Genomic DNA, 24,063 nt, shown 5'->3' with positions numbered 1-24,063 from the left:
GTCACCCGCCTACCCTGCCGAGCGCGTTTCCTGCGGGGCCGGGCCCCGGACGGCCCCGGCGGAAAAGCGGTTGCCTCACCGGTGGCCGCCGCACACAATCGCCTCCCATGGGTCACCTCGAAGCCGCGCACCTGGAGTACCACCTCCCCGACGGGAGGACGCTGCTCGGCGGTGTCTCCTTCCGGGTGGGCGAGGGGGCGGTCGTCGCCCTGGTGGGGCCCAACGGCGCGGGCAAGACCACGCTGTTGCGACTGCTGGCCGGTGAGCTGGCGCCGCACGGCGGCAGCGTCTCGGTGAGCGGCGGCCTCGGGGTGATGCGCCAGTTCGTGGGGTCGGTACGCGACGACACGACCGTGCGGGACCTGCTGGTGTCCGTCGCGCCGCCCCGGGTCCGCGACGCCGCGCGCGCCGTCGACGCCGCCGAACACGCGATCATGGCGGTCGACGACGAGGCGGCCCAGATCGGGTACGCGCAAGCCCTCGCGGACTGGGCCGAGGCCCGCGGCTACGAGGCCGAGACGCTGTGGGACATGTGCACCACGGCCGCGCTGGGCATGCCGTACGAAAGGGCCCAGTGGCGGCAGGTGCGCACGCTGTCCGGCGGTGAGCAGAAGCGGCTGGTGCTGGAGGCGCTGCTGCGCGGCACCGACGAGGTGCTGCTGCTGGACGAGCCCGACAACTACCTCGACGTGCCCGGCAAGCGGTGGCTGGAGGAGCGGCTCGCCGAGACCCGCAAGACCGTGCTGTTCGTCTCCCACGACCGCGAACTGCTCGCCCGCTCCGCCGAGCGGATCGTGTCGGTGGAGCCGGGCCCGGCGGGCGCCGACGCCTGGGTGCACGGCGGCGGCTTCACGACGTACCACCAGGCCCGGCGGGAACGCTTCGCCCGCTTCGAGGAGTTGCGCCGCCGCTGGGACGAGAAGCACGCCCAGCTGAAGAAGCTGGTCCTGACTCTGCGTCAGGCGGCCTCGAACAGCGACGAGATGGCCTCCCGCTACCGGGCCGCCCAGACCCGGCTGCGCAAGTTCGAGGAGGCCGGGCCGCCGCCGGAGCCGCCGCGTGAGCAGGACATCCGCATGCGGCTCAGGGGCGGCCGTACCGGCGTCCGCGCCGTCACCTGCGCGGGGCTGGAGCTGACCGGCCTGATGAAACCCTTCGACCTGGAGGTCTTCTACGGCGAACGGGTCGCCGTCCTCGGCTCCAACGGCTCCGGCAAGTCGCACTTCCTGCGCCTGCTCGCGGGCGACGACGTCGCGCACACGGGGCACTGGAAGCTCGGCGCGCGGGTCGTGCCCGGCCACTTCGCACAGACCCACGCCCACCCCGGACTGGAGGCGCGCACGCTGCTGGACATCCTGTGGCGGGAGCACGCCCAGGACCGCGGCGCCGCCATGTCCCGGCTGCGCCGCTATGAGCTGACCCGGCAGGCCGAGCAGACCTTCGGCCGGCTCTCGGGCGGTCAGCAGGCCCGGTTCCAGATCCTGCTGCTGGAACTCCAGGGCGCCACCGCCCTGCTGCTGGACGAGCCGACCGACAACCTCGACCTGGAGTCCGCCGAGGCCCTCCAGGAAGGCCTGGAGGCCTTCGACGGCACGGTCCTCGCGGTCACCCACGACCGGTGGTTCGCCCGCTCCTTCGACCGCTATCTGGTCTTCGGCAGCGACGGCCGGGTCCGCGAGACGCCGGAGCCGGTATGGGACGAGCGGCGGGTCGAGCGCGTGCGCTGACCCGCCGCTCGTGCGCGGCCGTCCGAAGCCGGACTCACTTCCAGCGCAGCAGCGCGCCCAGACCGCCGATCGGGGTGTCCTCGCCGCCCTCCGGCAGTGCCGGGACGACCGAGATGGCCGGGGCGCCGGTCATGACCGCCGAGCGCAGCAGCGCGTCGTCCGCCCGGGCGGACCAGGAGTTCTGCTCGCCGAGCGTCTTCAGCTCCGAACGGCGCACCGCCAGCTGGTCCGGGTCCTCGCCGATCCACACCTCGCGGTGCGTGTCGGGCCCGTCCGGAATGATCAGCAGCTCGTCGATGCGGTGCTCGCGGGCGGCCTCGACCAGCGCCGGCACGCCCTCCACCGCGGCGGCCCGGCCCTCGCCGTCCGGCGTGCGGGCGGCGAGGAACTTGTCCAGGTCCTCCTGGGCCCGCAGCCGCACGTGCTCCTCGCGCAGCCGCTCCACCTCGTCGTCGAGCAGCCGGCTGCCGGTGCCGCGCGAGGCCTCCACCACGCGGTCCTGAAGCCGCTTGGGCAGCCGCTCGTGCACCGAGCGCCGCTCCCGGTCGTCGCCGACCAGGATCAGCAGGTCGGCGCGGGTCTCCTCCTGGCACACGGCGAGCGCGTCGGCGATCTCCGCCGCGTTGTGCTCCCAGGTGTTCTCCACCCGCAGCTGGAAGTGGCGCTCCGACCAGTCGAGGGTGCTGGTGCGGTGCACCGGCCACTGCCGGCCGGTCACGCCGCCCGCGTCCTGGCTGCCCAGCGCACTGCGCAGCTCGAAGTCGGCGCCCTTGCGGTCGATGTACGCCACCACGCACACCGGGTCCTCGCCGGCCAGCTCCAGCAGCGGCGCCACATGCGGCAGCGGCGCCCAGTGCGCGGAGGTGCCGCCCTGCGGGGTGCGGGCGAGGGGCGGGTCGAGGACCACCTGCCCGTCCCGGGCGAACAGGGCGCGCCCGTGGGGGTCGGAGGAGTGCCGCAGGTCGTTCACCGCCTCCTGCACGGCCCGGCAGGTCGCCTCGTCGGCGCCCTGCTCCGCCAGCTCCCTGGCCACCGCTCCGGCCGTCAGTTCGCGGGCGTGGACGGTGTCCTCCGCATGGCGGGAGAGGTCGACGTACACGGAGGCCCAGGGGCCGGGATGTTCGTAGAGTGGGTGCAGAAAGGCGAGATCCATGGTTCCCTCCCGGATGCCGCTCGGGGGTGGTGTTTCACCGGGGCGGGTACCCGGACCGCATGAACGAACACGACACGTGGGACGGCACCATGACCGGAGTGGACCCGGAGCGCCTGGACGACCAGCAGCTGATGAAGGAGCTGGAGACGATCCACCGCACCCGCCACGACACGCTGCTCTACGGCTCCAACGACGCCCTGCGGGCCCACAACGAGCGCATGGCCCAGCTCGAGGGCGAGTGGCTGCGCCGCAACCCCCGCCGCCCGGTCGCCGCCGGACGCACCCGCGAGGGCGCCCGCGAACGCGGCTCCGGCCAGACGGCGACGCCCGGCGCCTGAAAGCGCCCTCTGAACCGAAAAGCACCCCGGAACGGCAGGCACCCCACCAGACCCTCGGTCTGGTGGGGTGCCTGCCGTTCCGGGCGTCGACGCCCGGCGTCGGCCCGCGAGGGCTGCTCGCCGGCCGCCGGCCGCCGGCCGCCGCCGGCCACCGGCGGGCGCTCAGCCCTCCGCCTTGCCGAACTCCGCGAGGTAGGTCTCGCAGAACGCCTTCAGATCGTCCGGCTTGCGGCTGGTGATCAGCTTGTTGGACCCGTGCTCGCAGACCTTCACCTGCTCGTCGACCCAGGTGCCGCCCGCATTGCGGATGTCGGTCTGCAGACTCGGCCACGAGGTCAGCACCCGGTCCCGTACGACGTCGGCCTCGACCAGCGTCCACGGGGCGTGGCAGATCGCGGCGACCGGGCGGCCCTGGGTGAAGAAGTCCTTCACGAACCCCACGGCCTTGTCGTCCATCCGCAGGAAGTCCGGGTTGGCCACCCCGCCGGGCAGCACCAGCCCGCCGAACGCGTCGGCGGAGGTGTCGCCCACCACCTCGTCCACGGGGAACGTGTCCGCCTTGTCGAGATGGTTGAACGCCTGGATCTCGCCCGGCTTCGTGGAGACGAGCACGGGCTCGTGACCGGCGTCCTCGGCCGCCTGCCACGGCTCGGTCAGCTCGACCTGCTCCACGCCCTCGGGCGCGGTCAGAAAAGCGATGCGCATGATGCTGCTACGTCCTTCCGTTCTTCTTGTGCGTCTCAGGTCCCGCCGCGGGTGTCGGGCTCCGCCCGGCTGATGTCGGCCAGGGCCGAGCCGGGGTCCTCGGCCTCGGCCAGGTCGCCGAGGCTGACCATCCCCACCGGCAGCCCGTTCTCCACGACCGGCAGCCGGCGCACGGCGTGCTCCCGCATCAGCGCCACCGCGGCCGACACCGGGTCGTGCGGGGCGACCATCAGCGGGTCGGGGGTGCACACCGACTGCACGCCCACGGACAGCGGATCGATGCCCTCGGCCACGACCCGCACCGTGATGTCACGGTCGGTCAGCACCCCGACGACGCGCTGTCCGTCGGCCACCACCACGTCGCCGATGTTCTGCGAGCGCATCAGCTGCGCCGCCTCGACGAGCGAGGCGTCCGGGCGCACGGCGACCACGCCCGGGGTCATCACGTCCCTCACGTATTCGGCCATGACCGGGACCTTCCTCACGGCTCCCTGGTGCGCGGCTACGCGTTGCCCGGACCGGCCGCGGTCAGCGCCTCGGCCAGCTCCTGGAGAGTGGCGTAACTCGACTTGTGCGGCAGCCCCTCGACCCGTTCCACGACGGCGTCGGGGGCGTTGTCACGGCGCAGGGCCCGCGCCAGCTCCCGCGGGGTGGCGGGGAACGCGCCGCGGGTCAGGTGCCGGGCCAGCTCCAGGCGGAGCGTCTCCAGGGACGACGGCCCGCGGCCCGGGGTGACCGGTCCGTACGCGACCTCCGGGTCGTCGTCGGCGGTCGGCTCCGGGTCGTGCCACTCCTCGGTGCGGGTGGGGTGCCCGGACTTGAGCAGACCCTGCAGTTCGTGCTTCATCTCGTCGTCGCGATGGACGCTCAGCCGGTCGCTGCCTCGCTGCATGTCTCCCTCCAGATCCTTCGGGGGTGGGCACCGCGTACCCGAACACCGGAGACCGACACGGAATCGTTCCGGCGGGTTCGCCGGGTTTGCCCCGCGCACGCCGGGCACCCGGTTCATACCCCCCACGCCCATGTGCTCTTCCTCTGTTTCCTCGGGAAGGAAGGACAGGACCATGGCGGTGCTCGCTGTGCTCATCCCGGTCCTCATGCTCGGCGTGGTGCTGGCGCTGGGGCGGTACGAAGACCTGCTGCTGCCGGACGCCGGGCAGGCTCCCGATCCCTTCGACCCGGCCGCGCGGCCCGCTTCCCCGCCCGGCCCGGCAGGAGCCCCCGCACCGTCGCCCTGACCGGGCCGCCGTCGCTTCCGTCCGGTCCGGGGGAGTTTGCGGTGCCGGAACGTGGGCAGGCGCAAGGTCAGTGCTTCGGACAGAAGGCACGTCCGTGGGAGCGGACGCCGCCCCGATCCGTCCGGACTGCGGACGTGCTCCCGCGGTGACCGCCCGTCCCCGGGCCGTGCCGTCCCCGGCGCCCGGCACGCGCACCCCGCGGAGTACCGAGCCCTCGTACTCCGGCCGTGCCGACCGAGCCGCCGGAACACCCGACGGCAGGGCCCCGCACCTCCGAGGGAGCTGCGACGCACCATGCCGACCCCAGTGAGCGCGAAGCACCACCCGCACGACGACGCCCCCGACACCGCCGACGCCTTCCGGGAACTCGCCTCGCTCCCCGACGGCCCCGAGCGCGACGCACTGCGCGACCGGATCGTCGAGGCCTGGCTGCCCATGGCGGAACGGCTCGCCGGCCGCTTCCGCAGCCGCGGCGAGAGCCACGAGGACCTCCGCCAGGTCGCCGCCCTCGGCCTGGTCAAGGCCGTCGACCGCTACGACCCCGACCGCGGCCACGCCTTCGAGAGCTATGCCGTGCCGACGATCACCGGCGAGATCAAACGGCACTTCCGCGACCACATGTGGACCCTGCACGTGCCGCGCCGGGTCCAGGACCTGCGCAACCGCGTCCGGACCGCCGACCAGGAACTGTCCCAGACCATCTCCGGCCGGCGGCCCACCGAGGCCGAGCTGGCGGAGCACGCCGACCTCAGCGAGGAGGAGGTCCGGGCGGGCCTGGCGGCGCTGGACAGCTTCACCGCCCTCTCCCTGGACGCCGAACTCCCCGGCAGCGAGGACGGCTACTCCCTCAGCGAGGCCCTCGGTGCCCCCGACCCGGCCCTCGACACGGTCGTGGACCGGGAGGCCGTCAAGGAGCGCCTCGCCGCCCTGCCGGAACGCGAACGCGCCATCCTCTACATGCGCTTCTTCGACGACATGACCCAGAGCCGCATCGCCGAACAGCTCGGCATCTCCCAGATGCACGTCTCCCGCCTGATCACGCGTTGCTGCCTTCGGATCCGGGAGCAGGTGCTGCGGGACGCTGCGGACTGACGACGCGGGAGAAGCGACTGGCCCCAGGGGCGCGGCGCCGTCCCGACGCGCGCCCCTGCCGAGCGGGCGTGACCGTCCATCACCGGCGCGCCCCTGCCGCGCGGGCGTGACCGGCCACGAGGCGAGGGACAGCGCCGCGGCGACCGCCGCGGCACCCGTCGGGGGACCCGTAGGGCCGGCGTCCCCGCTCGTCGCCACGTCCCCGGTCCGCAACGCACCGGATCCCGGCGGCGGCACCGCAAACCTCTTGCTCACCCGCCCGGCCGCTCCCGTCCCACGAACGGCGCACGACCACGGGCGAGCCGGCGGGGCACGGGCTGAGATGACTACGTGGGCGCCAGCGCAGCGCCCCGCCGTCACCCAAGGGAGCCCGCCGCATGCGCCGCACCGCCCGCGCCCTCTCCGCCGCCCTCCTGGCCAGTGCCGCCCTGGGGACGTCCGCCGCGCCCGGCCTCGCGGCACCGGGCGCCGGACCGGAGCCGCCCGTCCCGGTCGCCCCCGAGCACCGGGCCGGCGCCGGGGAGCCGGCCGCCGAGGTGAGCCCGGCCACCGTCGAACCCGGCGGCACCGTCACCGTCTCCGTCTCCTGCCCCGCCACGGGCGGCCCCGCACCGGCCGGCCTGGACGCCACCTCGCAGGCCTTCGACGAGGGCACCGTCGAACTGCGCAAGGTCCCCGGCAACGACGACAAGGTGTCCGGCCCCGCCTACCGCGGCACCGCCCGCCTCGCGCCCGCCGAGAACTTCGAGGGCGACCCGGACGCCGTCGGCCCCGATTCCGCGTGGACCGTCGACGGGACCTGCCCGGCGGCGCCCGGCGGCGAGGGCAAGCCGTGGAGCGCGACGATCACCGTCTCCCGGGTGGGCGGCGGCGGCAAGCCGTGTCCGCAACCCGCGCGGCCGGGGGAGCACTGCCCGGCGAAGCCCGCACCGCCCTGCCCCAAGCCCGTGGTGCCCGGCGGGCACTGTCCCACCAAGCCGCCGTGTCCGGAGCCCGTACGGCCCGGCGGACACTGCCCGACCGAGCCGCCGTGCCCGGAGCCGGCGCCGCACCACCACTCCTGCGCCACCACGGCGCACCCGCACGGGGTGCGCGCCGGGGCGGGCGGCGCCTTCACCGACTCCGTGCCCGCCCTGGTCGCGGGCGGCCTGTTCCTCGCGGGCGCGGGCGGACTGGCCGCCCACCGGCTGCTGCGCGGACGCGGCACCGCACACCGCTGACCCGTTCCGGCCCGTGCCGGTCACCGGCGGCTCCCCGGCGGACCGGTGCTGTGACCGGCGCGATCCGGCCCGGGGCCATGGGCAGGCGGCACGGTGGGTACTCACAGACACGACCGGGGAACACGGTGCGGCGGTGACGGCACCACACATGGCGCGGAGGTAGGGATGCGGCGGACGGCCCCCGAGGCGGCCCCCGAAGGGCACGGCCCCGTCCGCTACGGGCCGCCCCTCCCCGGCGACGGGCTCCCCGTCCTGCCCGAGCTGTCCGAGGCGCTCGCCGCCGCCGCGGCCCGCGCCGGGAGCGACCCGGTCGGCGGCGGGTCCGCGCTCCTCGACGCGGCCTGCGGCTACTGGCGCCGCCGCGGCCTGAACTGCGTCCCCGGCGACACGGCCGCCGCCCCCGGCGCCCCCGCCCTGCTGCTGGCACTGACCGCAGCGCTCGGCGGCGACGTCCTGGTGCCCCGGCCCTGCGCCGACTGGTGGGTGCCGGACGCCCGGCTGCTGGGCAGACGCGTCTTCCACGTCCCGACCACCGTCGAGAGCGGCGGTGTCCCCGACCCGTACGCCCTGCTGGAGACCGTGCGCCGGGTCCGCGCCGAGGGCGGTGACCCCCGCCTGCTCGTGCTGTCCGTCGCCGACGACCCCACCGCCACCGTCGCGCCTCCCGAGGCCCTGCACGAGACCGTCGAGGCCGCGGCCGGCGAAGGACTCCACCTGCTCAGCGACGAGACCTGGCGCGACACCCTGCACGACCCGCACGCCACGGTGCTGGTCAGCCCCGCCGAGATCCTGCCCGAGCAGGTCACCGTCGTCACCGACCTGGCCGGCGCGCTGCTGCCGGCCGGCTGGCCGGCCGCCGTCGCCCGCTTCGCCGCGTCCACCGCCGGGGACGGCCTCCACGCGCGCGTGCTCGACGTGCTCACCGCCCTCGGCGCTCGCGTCGCCACGCCGGTCGCGGCGGCCGCCGCGTACGCCCTGGCCGAACCCGGGCCGGTCACCGCCCGCCGCTCCGCGGCCGTACGGCTGCACGCGCGCCTGGCCGCCGCCGTGCACGCCGCCGCCGTCACCGCCGGCGCGCTGTCCCGCCCCCCGCGGGCCGGGCGCCACCTCTACCTCGACCTGGAGCCGCTGCGCGGCGCGCTCGGCGCGTCGGGCGTCGGCGACGCCCAGGAACTGGAGGACTTCCTCGCCGCCCGGCTCGGCATGCCCGCGCCCGGCGGCCACCGCTTCGGCGACGACCTCGGTGCCCTGCGCGTGCGGCTGTCCACCGGCCCGCTGCTGGGCGCGACCGACGAGGAACGCGCGGAATGCCTCACCGCCCCCGACCCGTTGGAACTGCCACCCGTGCAACGCGCGTTGACCACCGTGAAGTCGGTCTTCGACGACCTCCGCGACGCTCAGCGATGGGAGCCTCCTCGATGACGCAGCAGTCCGAGTCGACCACGAGCACCCCGACGGCCACCGAGGACGCCGGCCTCCCGTCGGCCCCGTCACCCCTGGCCGCACCCCGCCCCCCGCTCGCCGAGCCCCGGCCGCTCGCCGAGCGCCGGGTGTGGCCGCGCACCTTCCACGACCGGCTCACCGCCCCGCTGCCCGGCCTCAGGGCCGTCGCCCGGTTCGCCCGCGAGGGCGCCGTCAGACCCGGCCCCGAGGGCCTCGCCGACATCCCCCGGCTACCGTTCGCCCCCGGGCCGCTGCCCCGCGTGGACGCCCGCACCGTCGCCGTCACCTGGGCCGGACACGCCAGCTGGGTGGTGCGCATCGGCGGACTCACCGTCCTCACCGACCCCGTCTGGTCCCGCCGCATCCTCGGCACACCGGCCCGGATCACGCCCGTCGGCGTCGCCTGGAGCGCCCTGCCGCCCGTCGACGCGGTCGTCATCAGCCACAACCACTACGACCACCTGGACGCGCCCACGCTGCGCCGGCTCCCGCGCGACACCCCGGTCTTCGCGCCGGCCGGACTCGGCCGCTGGTTCCACCGCCGCAAGTTCACCCGCGTCACCGAGCTGGACTGGTGGGAGGCGGCCGAACTGCGGGGCGTCCGCTTCGACTTCGTCCCGGCCCACCACTGGTCCAAGCGCACCCTCACCGACACCTGCCGCACCCTGTGGGGCGGCTGGGTCCTCACCGACCCGGACGGCCGCCGCGTGTACTTCGCGGGCGACACGGGGTACGGCCACTGGTTCACCCGCATCGGCGGCCGCTACCCCGGCATCGACCTCGCCCTGCTCCCCATCGGCGCCTACGACCCCCGCTGGTGGCTCAGCGACGTCCACTGCGATCCCGAGGAGGCCGTCCAGGCGGCCCGGGACCTCGGCGCCCGCCGGATGGCACCCATGCACTGGGGCACCTTCGTCCTGTCCGCAGAACCCGTCCTGGAGCCCCTGACCCGGGTCCGGGCCGCCTGGGACCGGGCCGGCCTGCCCCGCGAGGACCTGTGGGACCTGCCGGTGGGCGGCTCGCGCGTCCTGGAGTAGGGCCCGTTGCGAAAGCGGCCGTCCTCCGGGCGGCGACGCCGCCTTCGCAACAGGACCCGGTCACGCCTCCGCGGGCCCGCGAAGCCGCCGCCACACGCTCGGCACCGCACTGACCAGGACGGTCAGCGCGACCGCCGCCACCACGCCCTCCCACGGCTCCCGGAACAGCGAACCGCCCAGGATGCCGATCAGCTGGTACGTCACCGCCCACGCCAGACAGGCCGGGAGATTGCCCCGGACGAAGCGGCGCAGCGGCCAGTCCGCCAGCAGGCAGGCCAGCATCACCGGGATGCGGCCAGCCGGCATCAGCCGGGACAGCACCAGCACCGTCCCCCCGTGCTCGGCGAGCTTCGTCTGCGCCTGCTCCAGCCGGTCCTCCGGTGCCCGGGCGCGCAGCGCCGCCAGCCAGCGCGAACCGTTCTTCGACCGCAGCCCGCGCCGCCCCAGCCAGTACAGCGCCAGATCGCCCAGGAAGGCGGCGAGCGACGCGGTCAGGAAGACCATCCCCAGCGAGATCGCCGTCTGGTGGAAGGCCACCACCGCCGCCGAACTCACCAGGGCGCCCGTGGGCACCACCGGCACCAGCGCCCCGATCAGCACCAGCAGGAACAGCGAGGGATACCCCAGCGCCTGCTGGGTGGTCTCCGGCGGTATCGCCGTCGGGGCGGCCCCGAGCCAGTTCACCGGGCGGCCTCCAGCCGCACGCTCTCCCCGTGCCCGAGCCGGTGCACCGCCACGTCCGGCGCGCGCACCGCGGCCAGCCGCACGAACTCGTCGCCCGGCGCGTGGAACTCGTGGGGGCGCACGGCGTCCATCCCGATCGGCCAGTACGTGCCGTAGTGCACCGGCACCGCGGTGCCGGGCGCCAGCCGGGCCAGCGCCTCCGCCGCCCGGGCGGCGTCCAGGTGACCGTCGCCGAGGTGGGGGCCCCAGCCGCCCACCGGCAGCAGCGCCGCGTCGACGGGCCCGACCTCCTCGGCCATCGCGTCGAACAGCCCGGTGTCCCCGGCGAAGTACGTCCGTGCCTCGCCCTCGACGACGTAGCCCAGGGCGGGACAGCGGTGCGGCCCGAGTGGCAGCCGGCGTCCGTCGTGCCGGGCCGGCACCGCCCGGACCACCAGGTCACCGACGACCGTTTCGTCGCCGGGCGCCACCTCGGTCAGCCGCAGGTGGGAGAGCCGGCGCAGCCCCGGCACCGCCCGTGCCGCGCCCCTGGGCACCAGCAGGCGGGTGCCCTCCGCGAGCCGCGCCAGCGACGGCAGGTGCAGATGGTCGGCGTGCAGATGCGACACCAGCGCCACGTCCGCACGCCAGGCGCCGGGCGGCGGAAGCGCACCGCGCCGGCGCCGCAGATGCGCCAGCCGGCGCACGAACAGGGGATCGGTGAGCACGCGTATGTCCGAGTCCTCGATCGTGCAGGTGGCGTGACCCCACCAGGTGACCTCCGCCGGCACCCCTTCGCCTCCTTCGCGCGACTCCCCGAAGCCTACGTCCAGGAGTAGGGTCGGCGGCGAAATCCGGAGGTGAGGGGGGACGCCATGGGGCCGGTGCGGGTGACGGCGATCGCGAGTCTGACGCCGCTGGAGGAGCTGGACGCCGATCCCTTCCTGGTGGACTCCCGCAGCCAGCACGCCATGTGCGCCCGCTGGGCCGCCGAACACGGTTACGTGGTCGCCCGGGAACTGCTGGTCCGCGGCCTGCGCCCGGACCACGCCGCGCTGTGGGACGGCGTCCGCCCGGGCACCGACCTGTTCGTCGCCCCCAGCCGCCGGGTGCTGGAGAGCGCGCTCGCCTCCGCGGAGGAGTTCGCCGCCGAGTGCGCGCGGCGCGGGGTGCGCGTGGAGACGGTCGGGCGGGCCGAGCCGTCGTACGACGCCGCGATGAAGGCGTGCGTGCACCGCCGGCTGTCGATGCCGACGGCGGGCTACGACGGCCGCTGACACCCGGTCACCCCCCGGGGGGCGGGCCGCCATCCCGGACCAGTGGGCACAAAACGTGACCGTCGGCCGTTGTGACAGGGTGGACGGGGGCCCGTGCCGACGGCGGGCCGGGGACGTGAGGTGTGCGCAGCGTGGGCGGAGGGTACTGGCGGCGGATCGTCAGCCAGCTGGGGCGGAGCGTCGCCGTGTGGGCCGTCTCCACGGTCACCATGCTGGTGCTCGCCGGTCTCCTGCCCGACTTCCAGATCCAGTCCCCGGACGGATCGAGCGCCACCGACACCGCCGTCGCCGCCGCGTTCGGCGCCGGAGCCTTCGGTCTGCTGTCCGCCGTGGTGTGGCCGCTGCTGGTCCGCCTGCTGCTGCTGGTGCCGGCGCTCGTCCTCGGCCTGCTGGTGTTCTTCCTCAACGGCGCGCTGCTGCTCGTCGCCCTGCGGGTGAACCCCGCCGAGCGCGGCGCCGCCGCCTGGGAGACCGCGGTGGTGGTGGCCGCCGTGATGTCCGCGGTCGCCTCCGCCACCGGCGCCGCCCTGGCCGTCCGCGACGACGACGCCTACCGCCGCCGGCTCTACCGCCTGGCCGACCGCCGCCGCAGAACCGGCCCGCCCTGCCCGTCCGGCCCCGGCACCGTCTTCCTGCAACTGGACGGCGTCGGCCACGACGTCCTGACGGCCGCCGTCGGCAAGGGCCTGATGCCCACCCTCGCCCGCTGGCTCGGCGAGGGCGACCCGGACCGGCCCGAGCTGCCCGCCCGGCCGGCCACCCACCGGCTCGTCCCCTGGCACACCGACTGGTCCAGCCAGACCGGCGCCAGCCAGCTCGGCATCCTGCACGGCAGCAATTACGACGTCCCCGCCTTCCGCTGGTACGACAAGGACAAGCGGGAGGTGATGGTGTGCAACCGCCCGAGCAGCGCGGCCCTGCTCCAGCGCCGCGCCATGGAGTGGACCGGCGACGGCGGGCTGCTCGCCCTCGACGGCGCCAGCCGCGGCAACCTGTTCGGCGGCGGCGCCGGTGAGCAGGCCCTCGTGCTGTCCATCGCCACCCGCCGCCGCAGCCGGGAGAACCGCTCCCGGGCCGGCTACTTCGCCTACTTCTCCGACCCGGCCAACGCGGTGCGCACCGCGCTGTCCTTCGTCGCCGAGGTGGGCCGCGAGATCGTCCAGTCCACCCGGGCCCGCCTGCGCAAGGAGCGTCCGCGCGTCTCCCGCGGCGGCCTCTACCCCTTCGTCCGGGCCTTCGCCACCGTCGTCGAACGCGATGTCGTGGTCGCCGCCGTGATGGGCGACATGCTCGCCGGGCGCTCCGCCGTCTACGCCGACCTGGTGGCGTACGACGAGGTCGCGCACCACTCCGGGCCGGCGAGCCGGGACGCCGAGAAGGTCCTGCAGCACCTGGACCGCGCGGTGGCGCTGATCGAGAAGGTCGCCGAGCACGCACCCCGCCGGTACCGGATCGTCGTCCTGTCCGACCACGGCCAGAGCCCCGGCGAGACCTTCCGCGCCCGCTACGGCCTCACCCTCGGCGACCTGGTGCGGGCCGGCTGCGGACTGCCCGTGCCGCGCCGGGCACGGCGCACCCGCAGCGGCGCCGAGGCGCGCAACGCCGTCCGGGCCGCGCTGCGCATCCCCGTCGAGGAGGGCGGCGAGCAGCACCGCCCCTCCGGCCGCCGCTCGGAGCCGATCGTGCTCGCCTCCGGCAACCTGGGCCTGGTGTCCTTCCCGGACGTGCCGCACCGCATGACCCGGGAGGAGATCGACGCCCGCCACCCCGCGCTGCTGACCACGCTCGCCAACCACCCCGGCATCGGCTTCCTGCTGGTGCGCAGCAAGGAGCACGGCGGGATCGTGCTCGGCGCGCGCGGCGCGGAGATACCCCTGGACCGGCTGGACGAGGACCCCGGCCCGCTCGCGCCGTTCGGCCCGCGCGCCGCCGACGCCGTGCGCCGCACGCACTCCTTCCCGCACACCGCCGACATCATGGTCAACTCCTTCTACGACCCGGCCGACGGCGAGGTCCTCGCCTTCGAGGAGCAGATCGGCTCCCACGGCGGGCTCGGCGGCGCCCAGTCGAAGGCCTTCCTGCTGTCACCGGTCGCCTTCGGCCCGCCGGTCGACGACGGCGCGGAACTGACCGGCGCCGAGCAGGTCCACCAGGTGCTGCGCCGCTGGCTGCGGGAGGCCGACGGCCCCCAGGTGCTGCTGAAGGATTCCCGGCAGGCGATCGTGGACGGCTCAGCTTTTGCGGTGCCGGACGGGGTCGCGCAGGACAAAAGCGCCTGATTTGGTGCCGCTTCGGACCATGCCCGAGCATGGGCGCCGTCCCGGCGATCCCGGGCAGCAGTTCGAAGAGAGGCGCACCACCCCATGCACGTCACCGGGACCGTCCCCCCGTCGGCTCCGGCCCCGCAGGAGACCCCCGCGGCCCCCGAACCCGCCCCCGGCGACGCCGGCGGCAACGGCAGGAACGCCCGCCGCTTCGGCCTCCCCGTCGCCACCGCCCTGGTCATGGGCAACATCATCGGCGGCGGCATCTTCCTGCTCCCGGCCTCCGTCGCCCCCTACGGCACGGTCAGTCTGCTCGCCTTCGGCGTCCTCACCGTCGGCGCCGTCGCCCTCGCCCTGGTCTTCGGCCAGCTCGCCGCCCGCTACCCGCGCACCGGCGGTCCCTACGTCTACGCCCGCGAGGCCTTCGGCGACTTCGCCGGGTTCCTCGCCGCCTGGGCGTACTGGATCACCACCTGGGTGTCCAACGCCGCCCTCGCCGTCGCCGCCGTCGGCTACCTCGACGTACTGATCCCGGTGGGCGACCACCGCTGGAGTGCCTGTCTGGCCGCGCTCGTCATCCAGTGGCTGCCCGCGCTCGCCAACTTCGCCGGCACCCGGTACGTCGGCGCCGTCCAGTTCGTCGCGACCGTGCTGAAGTTCGTCCCGCTGCTGCTGGTCGCCGTCGGCGGGCTGTTCTTCTTCGACGCCGGCAACCTGGGCCCGTTCAACGCGAGCGGCGGCAGCGCGATCGGCGCGGTCTCGGCCGCCGCGGCGATCCTGCTCTTCTCCTACCTCGGTGTGGAGTCCGCCGCGGTCAGCGCCGGAGAGGTCAAGGACCCCCGGCGCACCGTCGGCCGCGCCACCGTCATCGGCACCCTGGGCGCCGCCCTCGTCTATCTCCTGGGCACCCTGTCCGTCTTCGGCACGGTCGCCCACGACCGCCTGGTCGACTCCTCCGCGCCCTTCTCGGACGCCGTGAACGCCATGTTCGGCGGCACCTGGGGCGGCTGGGCCGTCGCGCTCGCCGCGCTGGTCTCCATGACCGGCTGCCTCAACGGCTGGACCCTGCTGAGCGCCCAGACCCCCTACGCCGCCGCCCGCGACGGGCTGTTCCCGGCCGTGTTCGCGCGCAAGCGGCGGGGGGTGCCCACGGTCGGCGTCGGCGTCACCGTCGTCCTCGCCTCGCTGCTCACCGTCTACAACTACACGTCCGGCTCGGCGAAGGTCTTCGAGGTGCTGGTCCTCGTCACCACCTTCACCGCGACCGTGCCCTACCTGCTGGCCACCGCCGCGCAGCTGTTCCACCTGGTCTCCGGGCGGCGCGCGGTCGACCGGGCGCGGCTGGTGCGGGACGCCGTCGTCGCCTCGGTCGCGGCCGGCTTCTCCCTGTGGCTGGTCGCGGGCGCCGGATACGCCGCCGTGTACCAGGGCGTGCTGTTCCTGTTCGCGGGTGTCCTGGTCCACGCCGTGATGGCGGCCCGACGGCAGCCCGCCCCCCGGTGACCGGCGGCAACCGGCGACCCGCCCCCGGGTAATTCGGCTGCGTGCGGCGCGCGAGCCGCTCACACTGGTGTGCGATCACCTCGTACACCCGTCAGGAGCCCCTGCGTGCAGGCAGCCGTCACCGTCACTCCCGCCCGTCTCCCGGACCTGCTGCTCGGCCTCGCCACCGTGCGGCCGGTCTTCCTCTGGGGCGCCCCCGGCATCGGCAAGTCCTCCCTGGTCAGGGACTTCGCCGAGCAGCTGGGCCTGGAGTGCGTGAGCCTGCTCGGCACCCAGCTCGCCCCCGAGGACCTGATCGGGGTGCCGCAGATCCGCGACGGCCGGTCGGTGTTCTGCCCGCCCGAGGCGATCGCCCGCGACGAGCCGTACTGCCTGTTCCTGGACGAGCTGAACGCGGCCACACCCGATGTGCAGAAGGCGTTCTACTCGCTCATCCTGGACCGCCGCATCGGCAGCTACGAGCTGCCCAAGGGCTCGATCGTCATCGGCGCCGGCAACCGCGCCACCGACAACGCCCTCGCCCGCCCGATCGCCTCCGCGCTGGTCAACCGCCTCACCCACGTCCACCTGGAGGCCTCCGCCCAGGACTGGCTGACCTGGGCCGCGAACAACGGCATCCACCCCTGGGTCACGGACCACCTCACCGACCGGCCCGACCACCTGTGGTCCAAGCCGCCCAAGACCGAGGAGCCGTTCTCCACCCCGCGCTCCTGGCACATGCTCTCCGACGCCCTGCACTCCTTCGGCCGCGACCTGGACGAGGAGACCCTGCGCGTGCTCGCGCACGGCACGCTCACCCCGCGCCACGCCACCGCCTTCTGCGGCTACGTCAAGATCGTCCGCAGCCGGTTCGGCATCGAGGCCATCCTCCGCGGCGACGCCCGCTGGCCGCACCGCCCCGAGGACCGCGACCTGCTCTACTACCTCGCCGAGTCCTTCCGCGGCCGGCTGGTCAAGGAACTGCCCGCGAGCAAGGAGCACATGTCGGCGAACGGCCGCCAGACCGCCTACCGCGCCAAGTCCCTGCTGGTGCAGCTCGCCGAGATCTCCGTGGAGGTCGCCCAGAGCGTCATCGCCTCCGACGCCGACGGCAACCCGGTGCTGCCCTCCTGGTTCCTGGTGGAGGCGGCCCGCGACATGCCGCGCCTGGTGGAGGCCCGCCGGTGAGCCGGAAGCCCGGGAAGAAGAAGCGGGACCTCGCGGCGGAGGCGTTCGACGAGGGCCTGCGGCTGGTCCGCGCCAACCCGGCGCTGGCCGCCGTGGAGTTCACCGTCTGCCGCCACGAGGACTGCGAGGAGGCCCCCCGGGACGGGCTGGTCCGCGTCGACTCCGAGGGCGGGCTGCACGTCCACCCGGCCCGCATGGCCGACCCGGCGGCCTGGGCGTGGGCGATCGCGCACGCCGCGCTCCACCTCGGCTTCGGGCACGTACCGGCCGCCAAGGGGCGGCGCACCCAGCCCGACCGCTACGACCGAGCGGCACGCTGCGTCGTGGTCAACCGCTTCCTGCAGTCCTTCCCGATCGGCCGGACCCCCGAGGACCTGCCGCCGTCGTACCCGGACGGCGACGAGGAGCAGCTCGCGGCGCGCTGGCGCCGGGACGGGCTCCCGGCCGTGTACCAGCGGTGCGGCACGGCGGGCGCCGAGCCGGACCTGAAGCTGGTGGAGTGGTTCGGCTGGTACGGGCAGCCCCCGGACCGGCAGCTGGCGTTCGCCACCGCCCTGACCCGGACCGTGTCCGCCGCGATGGACGTGGCGGGCGGCCGGCGCGACTCCATGGACGGCGAGGGGGCCGTACGGCGCCCCTGGGAGAGGGCGCTGAGCTGGTTCGTCTCCTCCTACCCGCTGCTCGGCGGCATCGCCGCCGGCGTCGAGCTGGTCGCCGACGCGGAACTGGCCCGCGCCCACGGCATCGCGGTCGCCGCCGTCAACGCCGAGGCGGGCGAGATCTACGTCAACCCGCTGCGGCAGTTCGAGGACGAGGAGTGGCGGTTCATCCTCGCCCACGAGATGCTGCACGCCGCACTGCGCCACGGCGACCGCTGCGGCACCCGCGACCCGTACCTCTTCAACGTCGCCTGCGACTACGTCGTCAACGGCTGGCTGGTGCAGATGCAGGTCGGCGCCATGCCGGAGGGCCTGCTGCACGACCCGGAACTGGCCGGCCTGTCCGCCGAGGAGGTCTACGACCGCATCGCCGGCGACCTGCGCCGGATGCGCCGCCTGTCCACCCTGCGCGGCAAGGGCGTCGGCGACGTGCTCGGCGCCCCGCTCGGTGTGCCCCGCGACCACTGCGACCTCGACGGCTTCTACCGCCGCGGCCTCGCCCAGGGCCTGGACCTGCACCAGCGGCAGGAGCGCGGCTTCCTGCCCGGCGGCCTGGTGGAGGAGATCCGGGCGCTCAGCCACCCGCCGCTGCCCTGGGACGCCCGGCTGGCCCGCTGGTTCGACGAGTACGTGCCCCGCCCCGAGCCCGTGCGGTCGTACGCGCGCCCCTCCCGCCGGCAGGCGGCCACCCCCGGCATCCCCCGCGCCGGACGGTACTTCCCGCCCGAGGAGATCGCCCGCTGCACCTTCGGCGTCGTGCTGGACACCTCCGGCTCCATGGACCGCACCCTGCTCGGCAAGGCGCTCGGCGCCATCGCCTCCTACGCCGAGGCCCGGGACGTGCCCGCCGCCCGGGTCGTGTTCTGCGACGCCGCCCCGCACGACGCCGGGTATCTGCCGGTGACGGAGATCGCCGGCCGCACGCGGGTGCACGGCCGCGGCGGCACCGTGCTCCAGCCCGGCGTCGACCTGCTGCACCGCGCCGACGACTTCCCGCCCGCCGCGCCGGTGCTGATCATCACCGACGGGTGGTGCGACGTGCTGCGGGTGCGCCGTGAGCACGCCTATCTGATCCCGCAGGGCGCGCGGCTGCCGTTCAGCGCCCGGGGCCCGGTTTTCCGCGTGAGCTGAGCCGGAATGTGATCGGATGGGCGGGAAACCCCGCTAGCGGCACAACGGGACCCACCCGAAAGGACAAACCGTGGCAACCACGCGCTCCGCACACACCGTCTGGGAAGGCAACCTGCTCGAGGGGAGCGGCACCGTCGGCTTCGACTCCTCCGGCGCCATCGGTGAGCAGCCGGTCACCTGGGCCGCCCGCAGCCAGGAGGCGAACGGCAAGACCAGCCCGGAGGAGCTGATCGCGGCCGCGCACTCCAGCTGCTTCTCCATGGCCTTCTCGAACGCCCTGGACCAGGCCGGTACCCCGCCCACCAAGCTGACCACCTCGGCCGACGTGTCCTTCCAGCCGGGTGAGGGCATCACCGGCATCCACCTCACCGTGGAGGGCACCGTCCCCGGCATGGACGGCGACGCCTTCGTCGCCGCCGCCGAGGACGCCAAGGTCAACTGCCCGGTCAGCCAGGCGCTGAAGGCCGTACCGATCACCCTGTCCGCCAAGCTCGTCTGACCTCGGCCGTCACCCGGCCGCCCCCTTCCGCCGGGGCCACGCGCCCTTGACAACGGCATCCTCGGGTTTTGGGCTGGAGAGCGTAGGTACCCGTAGGTGCCCTGGTGGAAGGGGACGGCGATGGGACGTGCGGTCGGGATCGATCTCGGGACGACGAACTCGGTGGTGGCCGTGCTGGAGGGCGGTGAACCCACCGTCGTGGCCAACGCCGAGGGGGCGCGTACCACCCCGTCGGTGGTGGCCTTCGCCAAGAACGGCGAGGTGCTGGTCGGCGAGGTCGCCAAGCGGCAGGCCGTGACGAACGTGGAGCGCACCGCCCGCTCCATGAAGCGGCACATGGGGGAGAGCGCCTGGCGCTTCCCCGAGCAGGGCGACATCGACGGTACCCGGTACCGGGCGCAGGAGCTGTCCGCGCGGGTGCTGCAGAAGCTGAAGCGGGACGCCGAGTCCTACCTCGGCGAGGACGTCACCGACGCGGTGATCACCGTGCCCGCCTACTTCGACGACACCCAGCGGCAGGCGACCAAGGAGGCCGGTGAGATCGCCGGCCTGAAGGTGCTGCGGATCATCAACGAGCCCACGGCGGCGGCGCTGGCGTACGGCCTGGACAAGGAGAACGACCAGACGGTCCTCGTCTTCGACCTGGGCGGCGGCACCTTCGACGTGTCGCTGCTGGAGATGGGCGAGGGCGTCATCGAGGTCAAGGCGACCAACGGCGACACCCACCTCGGTGGCGACGACTGGGACCAGCGGATCGTCGAGCACCTGGTCAAGCGGTTCAAAGGCCAGTACGGCGTCGACCTCGGCCGCGACAAGATGGCGCTGCAGCGGCTGCGCGAGGGCGCCGAGAAGGCCAAGATCGAACTGTCCTCGTCCACCGAGTCGACGATCAACCTGCCCTACATCACGGCCTCCGCCGAGGGCCCGCTGCACCTGGAGGAGCGGCTGACCCGCGCCCAGTTCCAGGAGCTGACCGCCGACCTGCTGGAGCGCTGCAAGGCCCCCTTCCACCAGGCCGTGGACGACGCGGGCATCGAGCTGTCCGCCGTCGACCACGTCATCCTGGTCGGCGGCTCCACCCGGATGCCCGCCGTCACCGACCTGGTCAAGGAGCTGACCGGCAAGGACCCGCACAAGGGCGTCAACCCCGACGAGGTGGTGGCCGTCGGCGCCGCCCTCCAGGCCGGCGTGCTGCGCGGCGACGTGAAGGACGTCCTCCTGCTGGACGTCACCCCGCTGTCCCTCGGCATCGAGACCAAGGGCGGCATCATGACCAAGCTCATCGAACGCAACACCACCATCCCCACCCGGCGTTCGGAGATCTTCACCACGGCCGCCGACAACCAGCCCTCCGTCGGCATCCAGGTCTACCAGGGCGAACGCGAGATCGCCGCCTACAACAAGAAGCTCGGCGTCTTCGACCTCACCGGGCTGCCGCCCGCCCCGCGCGGCGTCCCGCAGATCGAGGTGGCCTTCGACATCGACGCCAACGGCATCATGCATGTCTCCGCCAAGGACATGGCGACCGGCCGCGAGCAGAAGATGACCGTCACCGGCGGCTCGGCACTGGCCAAGGAGGACATCGACCGCATGATGCGGGACGCCGAGCGGTACGCCGAGGAGGACCGCAGGCGGCGCGAGACCGCCGAGACCCGCAACCAGGCCGAGCAACTCGTCTACCAGACCGAGAACTTCCTGCGGGACAACGGCGACAAGGTCCCCACCGACACCCGCGGGGAGGTGGAGTCGGCCGTGGCCGACCTGAAGTCCCGCCTGGAGGGCGAGCCCGACACCTCAGCCCTGCGCGACGCCATCGAGAAGCTCGCCACCGTCAGCCAGCGCATGGGCCAGGCGATGTACGCCCAGAACCAGCAGGAGCCGGCGGCCGGGGACGCCGGACAGCAGGGCGCACCGCAGGAGGACGACAGCGTGGTGGACGCGGAGATCGTCGACGACGAGCAGAACACCGGCAAGGACGCCCGGGGCCCGGCCGCCTAGGACCCCGCCCGCTCCCGCTCCGGGCGCGGCCCCGGCACACCCCACCGGAAGACGGTCATCGGCGGGCGTCTCCGGCGGGCGTGGGCGGCAGGGTCGCGCACACCGCGTCCAGCACGCACGCGTACGGCGTGCCGAAGGCGGCGAGCCGGGAGCGGAGCTGCTCCAGGGCGTCCCGGTGCTCCACGAGCGGCCCGGTGTCACCGGTGCGGGAGGTGAACTCCAGCACCGCCGGGAGGTAGTCGGGCAGCTCCTCGCCGGTGAACTCCAGGCCGTGCTCGCGGTAGAGGTCCTGGAAGCCGGCCAGCGACATCCCGCGCCGCCGGGTGTCGCCGTGCCGCCACCGGCTCAGGTACAGGCTGTTCCGGTTCCGGAAGTCGAAGACCTCCACGTAGTGCGCCTGGAGCTCCGGCTGCGGCGTCAGGGCCGCGTGGTCGGTGAACTCCCGCAGCTGCGGCGCCGCCTCGCGCAGCAGGGGCAGCCGGGCGCGGAAGTCGTCGTCGGGATAGGTCAGACAGAGCGCCGCGGCCTGGTACAGCACCTCGAATCCGGACATCAGGCCTCCTTCTCGTCGTCCGCGGTCCGCCGCCGGTGCAGGGCGCGGAGGAAGTTCTCCACCGGCACCGGCGTCAGCCTTCTGCGTCCCGAGTCCCGCCCGGACGGGCCGTCGCCGCCCGTGCCGGGCCCGGGCCTCCCGGCACATCCGGAGCAGCATCCGGCGCACGTACGGGTGGCGGAGCCGGGCCGGCGAGCAGGCGTACCGGGAGAACGCCGCGCCCCCGGGACGGCCGCGCGGCTCGTACTCGGGGCGGTCCGGGCCGGCCGCCGGCCAGGCCGGTGCCGTGCAGGCCGGGCGCGGCCGTCCCGCGCCGGAGGAACCCTCCGGCGCGCGGCGGCGCCGCCCCCGGCCCGGTGGGCGGTGTCGCGTGTCCGTCACGTGCGCTCCCTTGCTCGCCCTGGCCTTCGAACCTAGGGGCGTGCCGGGACGCGCACCCGTTCGCGGCGCCCGTACGGGTCAGGGCTTGCGCGCCACCCCCGCGTACACCGGCACGACGCCCTCGGCCTGGGCCGCCACGTCCACCGGCTCCGGCCGCCACCCGGTCACCGGGATGACGCCGGGACCCAGCAGCTCGAGACCGTCGAAGAAGCGCGCGAACTCGGCGAGCGGGCGCGGGAAGAACGGCGTGCCGCTGCGCGCGAACAGCTCGGCGGCCTTCCCGACGGCCTCGGGATTCAGGTCCGCGGTCACCTGCGACAGGATCAGGTGGCTGCCGGGCGCGAGCGCGTCGACGTACCGCTTCAGCAGCGTGTGCACCTCGTCGTCGAGGTAGTGGGTCAGCGCGACCAGCGACAGCGCGACCGGCCGCGTGAGGTCCAGGGTCTCGCCCGCCCGCCGCAGGACCGTGTCCGGGTCCCGGACGTCCGCGTGCACATAGTCGGTGGACCCCTCGGCCGAACCGCGCAGCAGCGCCTCGGCGTGCCGCAGCACGATGGGGTCGTTGTCGGCGTACACGACCCGCGACTCGGGCGCGGTCCGCTGTGCCACCTGGTGCAGATTGGGCTCGGTCGGGATGCCGGTGCCGATGTCGAGGAACTGGCGCACGTCCGCCTCGGCGACCGTGCGGACCGCCCGGTGCATGAACCGGCGGTTGGCCCGCGCCCCGCGCACCACCGTGCCGTCCGCGGCGAGGATCCGGCGGGCCAGCTCCTCGTCCACCGGGTAGTTGTCCTTGCCGCCCAGCCACCAGTCGTAGACCCGGGCCGGATGGGGCCGGCCGGTGTCGATGGGGGCGGACGCGGGGTCGGCTCCGGTCATGCGCTGTCGTCTCCTGCGGTCTCCGGGTCGATGGGCCGGGCTCGGTGCTCAGAAGCTCTCGCGGTACTCCCGCAGCAGCTTCTCGGTGCGCCGCGTGGACGCGGCGCGGGCCGTCATGTGGTCGAGGACCTCCAGGTGCGCGGAGACCTCCTCGCGGGAGTCCAGGTACAGCGCGCCGGTCAGGTACTCGGTGAACACCATGTCGGGCAGCTCCGGCTCGCCGAAGCGGAACAGGGTGAACGGCGCGTACGTCCCCGGGTGCGGCCCGTCCGCGAACTCGGCGATCTGGAGCGTCACCCGGTCCCGGGCGGCCAGCTCCAGCAGCCGGTCGAGCTGTTCGCGCATCACCCGGCCGGGCCCGCTCACCGGACGCCGCAGCACCGTCTCGTCCATCACCACCCACAGGTGCGGCGGGTCGGGGCGCTCCAGCAGCCGCTGTCGCTCCAGCCGCAGCGCCACGTGCCGCTCGACCGCCCCCCGGCCGCCCGCGGTGCCGATCGTCCCGCCGGCCAGCACGGCACGCGCGTAGTCCTCGGTCTGCAGCAGCCCCGGCACGAAGTGCGGCTCGTAGGACCGGATGATCCGGGCCGCGCCCTCCAGGCTCACGTACAGGCTGAACCAGTCCGGCAGCACGTCGCCGTACCGCTGCCACCAGCCCGGCTCGTTCGCCTCCTCGGCCAGCGCCACGAAGGCGGCCACCTCGTCCTCGGGCACGCCGTACGCCGTCAGCAGCAGCTGCACGTACGGGATCTTCAGCGCGACCTCGGCCGTCTCCATCCGCCGTACGGTCGCCGGGGCCACCCGGAGCACTTGGGCGGCCTGGTCGCGTCCGTAGCCCGCCGCCTCGCGCAGCTCCTGCAGCCGCTTGCCGAGCACCACCTGGCCCACAGTGGGCGCGGTCCGCCGCTCACTCACGCCACGCCTCCCCAACGCGCCTCCGCCACACGGCAGTTTGACATGTCCCACCGCCCGTCTCACAGGGGTGGACGGAGCCGGGGAGCGCATTACCCCGCGGGTAATCGACCGGACCCGAACCGGACGGGATCGTGGAGACACACCGGGTTCCGGGCCGGCGCACTCCGGCCCGGGGCCCGGTCCCCGGCAGCCCGCCCCGACCCGACGGAGGGTGACACGTC

General features: G+C 74.5%; 23 protein-coding genes. 14 read left to right on the top strand and 9 right to left on the bottom strand.

Annotated elements, in window-relative coordinates:
• Window positions 1–107: 107 nt before the first annotated feature.
• Window positions 108–1,727, top strand: coding sequence for an ABC-F family ATP-binding cassette domain-containing protein (locus ACLGIH_RS05780; RefSeq protein WP_416524126.1), 1,620 nt, complete (start codon window positions 108–110; stop codon window positions 1,725–1,727).
• A gap of 34 nt (window positions 1,728–1,761) precedes the next feature.
• Here ACLGIH_RS05780 and ACLGIH_RS05775 read toward each other — a convergent pair whose 3' ends face one another.
• Window positions 1,762–2,880, bottom strand: coding sequence for a baeRF2 domain-containing protein (locus ACLGIH_RS05775; protein WP_416524125.1), 1,119 nt, complete (start codon window positions 2,878–2,880; stop codon window positions 1,762–1,764).
• A gap of 59 nt (window positions 2,881–2,939) precedes the next feature.
• Here ACLGIH_RS05775 and ACLGIH_RS05770 point away from each other — a divergent pair, with 59 nt between their 5' ends.
• Window positions 2,940–3,218 carry a DUF6158 family protein gene (locus ACLGIH_RS05770; protein ID WP_416524124.1) on the top strand — a complete coding sequence of 93 codons (279 nt, stop codon included), beginning with the start codon at window positions 2,940–2,942 and terminating at the stop codon, window positions 3,216–3,218.
• Between the two features lie 162 nt (window positions 3,219–3,380).
• Here the strand turns inward: ACLGIH_RS05770 and ACLGIH_RS05765 are convergent, their stop codons facing one another.
• The 3 genes from ACLGIH_RS05765 to ACLGIH_RS05755 are packed head-to-tail and all read right to left on the bottom strand — an operon-like array spanning window position 3,381 to window position 4,815.
• Window positions 3,381–3,923 (bottom strand): type 1 glutamine amidotransferase domain-containing protein, encoded by a 543-nt coding sequence (locus ACLGIH_RS05765; protein WP_416524123.1) that lies wholly within the window; start codon window positions 3,921–3,923, stop codon window positions 3,381–3,383.
• Between the two features lie 35 nt (window positions 3,924–3,958).
• Window positions 3,959–4,390, bottom strand: a complete 432-nt coding sequence (locus tag ACLGIH_RS05760) for a CBS domain-containing protein (protein WP_416524122.1) — start codon at window positions 4,388–4,390, stop codon at window positions 3,959–3,961.
• A 35-nt stretch (window positions 4,391–4,425) separates the two neighbouring features.
• Complete coding sequence (locus ACLGIH_RS05755; RefSeq protein WP_416524121.1) at window positions 4,426–4,815, bottom strand: DUF2795 domain-containing protein; 390 nt, start codon at window positions 4,813–4,815, stop codon at window positions 4,426–4,428.
• Window positions 4,816–4,987: 172 nt separating this feature from the next.
• Here ACLGIH_RS05755 and ACLGIH_RS05750 point away from each other — a divergent pair, with 172 nt between their 5' ends.
• The 5 genes from ACLGIH_RS05750 (at window position 4,988) to ACLGIH_RS05730 (ending at window position 9,953) form a co-directional block, all read left to right on the top strand.
• Window positions 4,988–5,161: a hypothetical protein gene (locus ACLGIH_RS05750; protein WP_416524120.1), complete on the top strand. Its 174-nt coding sequence runs from the start codon at window positions 4,988–4,990 to the stop codon at window positions 5,159–5,161.
• Between the two features lie 294 nt (window positions 5,162–5,455).
• Complete coding sequence (locus ACLGIH_RS05745) at window positions 5,456–6,253, top strand: RNA polymerase sigma factor SigF (RefSeq protein ID WP_416524119.1); 798 nt, start codon at window positions 5,456–5,458, stop codon at window positions 6,251–6,253.
• Between the two features lie 377 nt (window positions 6,254–6,630).
• Window positions 6,631–7,473, top strand: coding sequence for a hypothetical protein (locus ACLGIH_RS05740; RefSeq protein ID WP_416524118.1), 843 nt, complete (start codon window positions 6,631–6,633; stop codon window positions 7,471–7,473).
• 165 nt (window positions 7,474–7,638) lie between these two features.
• Complete coding sequence (locus tag ACLGIH_RS05735) at window positions 7,639–8,895, top strand: aminotransferase class I/II-fold pyridoxal phosphate-dependent enzyme (protein WP_416524117.1); 1,257 nt, start codon at window positions 7,639–7,641, stop codon at window positions 8,893–8,895.
• Complete coding sequence (locus ACLGIH_RS05730) at window positions 8,892–9,953, top strand: MBL fold metallo-hydrolase (RefSeq protein WP_416524116.1); 1,062 nt, start codon at window positions 8,892–8,894, stop codon at window positions 9,951–9,953. The genes ACLGIH_RS05735 and ACLGIH_RS05730 overlap by 4 nt, the downstream gene beginning before the upstream one ends.
• 60 nt (window positions 9,954–10,013) lie before the next feature.
• Here the strand turns inward: ACLGIH_RS05730 and ACLGIH_RS05725 are convergent, their stop codons facing one another.
• Both ACLGIH_RS05725 and ACLGIH_RS05720 read right to left on the bottom strand, forming a co-directional pair.
• On the bottom strand, window positions 10,014–10,637 hold the full coding sequence (locus ACLGIH_RS05725; protein ID WP_416524115.1) for a DedA family protein: 624 nt from the start codon (window positions 10,635–10,637) through the stop codon (window positions 10,014–10,016).
• A complete protein-coding gene (locus ACLGIH_RS05720; protein ID WP_416524114.1) occupies window positions 10,634–11,407 on the bottom strand; it encodes an MBL fold metallo-hydrolase in 774 nt (257 codons plus the stop codon). The genes ACLGIH_RS05725 and ACLGIH_RS05720 overlap by 4 nt, the downstream gene beginning before the upstream one ends.
• Before the next feature lie 84 nt (window positions 11,408–11,491).
• On the opposite strand from ACLGIH_RS05720, the gene ACLGIH_RS05715 reads away from it, so the two are divergent.
• The 7 genes from ACLGIH_RS05715 to dnaK all read left to right on the top strand — a co-directional run bounded on the left by ACLGIH_RS05715 (window position 11,492) and on the right by dnaK (window position 21,114).
• The gene (locus ACLGIH_RS05715; RefSeq protein WP_416524113.1) at window positions 11,492–11,893 is read left to right on the top strand and encodes a hypothetical protein; all 402 of its coding nucleotides are present in this window, start codon (window positions 11,492–11,494) and stop codon (window positions 11,891–11,893) included.
• A 131-nt stretch (window positions 11,894–12,024) separates the two neighbouring features.
• Window positions 12,025–14,172, top strand: coding sequence for a phage holin family protein (locus ACLGIH_RS05710; protein WP_416524112.1), 2,148 nt, complete (start codon window positions 12,025–12,027; stop codon window positions 14,170–14,172).
• Window positions 14,173–14,256: 84 nt separating this feature from the next.
• On the top strand, window positions 14,257–15,660 hold the full coding sequence (locus tag ACLGIH_RS05705; protein ID WP_416524111.1) for an amino acid permease: 1,404 nt from the start codon (window positions 14,257–14,259) through the stop codon (window positions 15,658–15,660).
• A gap of 105 nt (window positions 15,661–15,765) precedes the next feature.
• On the top strand, window positions 15,766–16,827 hold the full coding sequence (locus tag ACLGIH_RS05700) for an ATP-binding protein (RefSeq protein WP_416524110.1): 1,062 nt from the start codon (window positions 15,766–15,768) through the stop codon (window positions 16,825–16,827).
• Complete coding sequence (locus tag ACLGIH_RS05695; protein ID WP_416524109.1) at window positions 16,824–18,617, top strand: vWA domain-containing protein; 1,794 nt, start codon at window positions 16,824–16,826, stop codon at window positions 18,615–18,617. The genes ACLGIH_RS05700 and ACLGIH_RS05695 overlap by 4 nt, the downstream gene beginning before the upstream one ends.
• 70 nt (window positions 18,618–18,687) lie before the next feature.
• Complete coding sequence (locus ACLGIH_RS05690; RefSeq protein ID WP_416524108.1) at window positions 18,688–19,116, top strand: OsmC family protein; 429 nt, start codon at window positions 18,688–18,690, stop codon at window positions 19,114–19,116.
• Window positions 19,117–19,236: 120 nt separating this feature from the next.
• On the top strand, window positions 19,237–21,114 hold the full coding sequence (gene dnaK / locus ACLGIH_RS05685; protein ID WP_416524107.1) for a molecular chaperone DnaK: 1,878 nt from the start codon (window positions 19,237–19,239) through the stop codon (window positions 21,112–21,114).
• A gap of 55 nt (window positions 21,115–21,169) precedes the next feature.
• On the opposite strand, the gene narJ is transcribed toward dnaK, so the two are convergent.
• The 3 genes from narJ to ACLGIH_RS05670 all read right to left on the bottom strand — a co-directional run bounded on the left by narJ (window position 21,170) and on the right by ACLGIH_RS05670 (window position 23,842).
• Window positions 21,170–21,667, bottom strand: a complete 498-nt coding sequence (gene narJ, locus ACLGIH_RS05680) for a nitrate reductase molybdenum cofactor assembly chaperone (protein WP_416524106.1) — start codon at window positions 21,665–21,667, stop codon at window positions 21,170–21,172.
• A 459-nt stretch (window positions 21,668–22,126) separates the two neighbouring features.
• Window positions 22,127–22,927, bottom strand: a complete 801-nt coding sequence (locus ACLGIH_RS05675; protein WP_416524105.1) for an SAM-dependent methyltransferase — start codon at window positions 22,925–22,927, stop codon at window positions 22,127–22,129.
• Between the two features lie 48 nt (window positions 22,928–22,975).
• A complete protein-coding gene (locus ACLGIH_RS05670) occupies window positions 22,976–23,842 on the bottom strand; it encodes a helix-turn-helix domain-containing protein (protein ID WP_416524104.1) in 867 nt (288 codons plus the stop codon).
• Window positions 23,843–24,063 lie beyond the last annotated feature (221 nt).

Source organism: Streptomyces hamibioticus (assembly GCF_047946815.1).
GTDB lineage: Bacteria > Actinomycetota > Actinomycetes > Streptomycetales > Streptomycetaceae > Streptomyces.
The sequence above is the reverse complement of the archived record's forward strand: the minus strand, read 5'-3'. Positions and strand labels throughout refer to the sequence as shown.

Excerpts from the sequence above, each read along its gene's own strand:
- ACLGIH_RS05780 (WP_416524126.1), top strand. The coding sequence starts at position 108 with ATGGGTCACCTCGAAGCCGCGCACCTGGAGTACCACCTCCCCGACGGG.
- ACLGIH_RS05775 (WP_416524125.1), bottom strand. The coding sequence starts at position 2,880 with ATGGATCTCGCCTTTCTGCACCCACTCTACGAACATCCCGGCCCCTGG.
- ACLGIH_RS05770 (WP_416524124.1), top strand. The coding sequence starts at position 2,940 with ATGAACGAACACGACACGTGGGACGGCACCATGACCGGAGTGGACCCG.
- ACLGIH_RS05765 (WP_416524123.1), bottom strand. The coding sequence starts at position 3,923 with ATGCGCATCGCTTTTCTGACCGCGCCCGAGGGCGTGGAGCAGGTCGAG.
- ACLGIH_RS05760 (WP_416524122.1), bottom strand. The coding sequence starts at position 4,390 with ATGGCCGAATACGTGAGGGACGTGATGACCCCGGGCGTGGTCGCCGTG.
- ACLGIH_RS05755 (WP_416524121.1), bottom strand. The coding sequence starts at position 4,815 with ATGCAGCGAGGCAGCGACCGGCTGAGCGTCCATCGCGACGACGAGATG.
- ACLGIH_RS05750 (WP_416524120.1), top strand. The coding sequence starts at position 4,988 with ATGGCGGTGCTCGCTGTGCTCATCCCGGTCCTCATGCTCGGCGTGGTG.
- ACLGIH_RS05745 (WP_416524119.1), top strand. The coding sequence starts at position 5,456 with ATGCCGACCCCAGTGAGCGCGAAGCACCACCCGCACGACGACGCCCCC.
- ACLGIH_RS05740 (WP_416524118.1), top strand. The coding sequence starts at position 6,631 with ATGCGCCGCACCGCCCGCGCCCTCTCCGCCGCCCTCCTGGCCAGTGCC.
- ACLGIH_RS05735 (WP_416524117.1), top strand. The coding sequence starts at position 7,639 with ATGCGGCGGACGGCCCCCGAGGCGGCCCCCGAAGGGCACGGCCCCGTC.
- ACLGIH_RS05730 (WP_416524116.1), top strand. The coding sequence starts at position 8,892 with ATGACGCAGCAGTCCGAGTCGACCACGAGCACCCCGACGGCCACCGAG.
- ACLGIH_RS05715 (WP_416524113.1), top strand. The coding sequence starts at position 11,492 with ATGGGGCCGGTGCGGGTGACGGCGATCGCGAGTCTGACGCCGCTGGAG.
- ACLGIH_RS05705 (WP_416524111.1), top strand. The coding sequence starts at position 14,257 with ATGCACGTCACCGGGACCGTCCCCCCGTCGGCTCCGGCCCCGCAGGAG.
- dnaK (WP_416524107.1), top strand. The coding sequence starts at position 19,237 with ATGGGACGTGCGGTCGGGATCGATCTCGGGACGACGAACTCGGTGGTG.
- narJ (WP_416524106.1), bottom strand. The coding sequence starts at position 21,667 with ATGTCCGGATTCGAGGTGCTGTACCAGGCCGCGGCGCTCTGTCTGACC.
- ACLGIH_RS05675 (WP_416524105.1), bottom strand. The coding sequence starts at position 22,927 with ATGACCGGAGCCGACCCCGCGTCCGCCCCCATCGACACCGGCCGGCCC.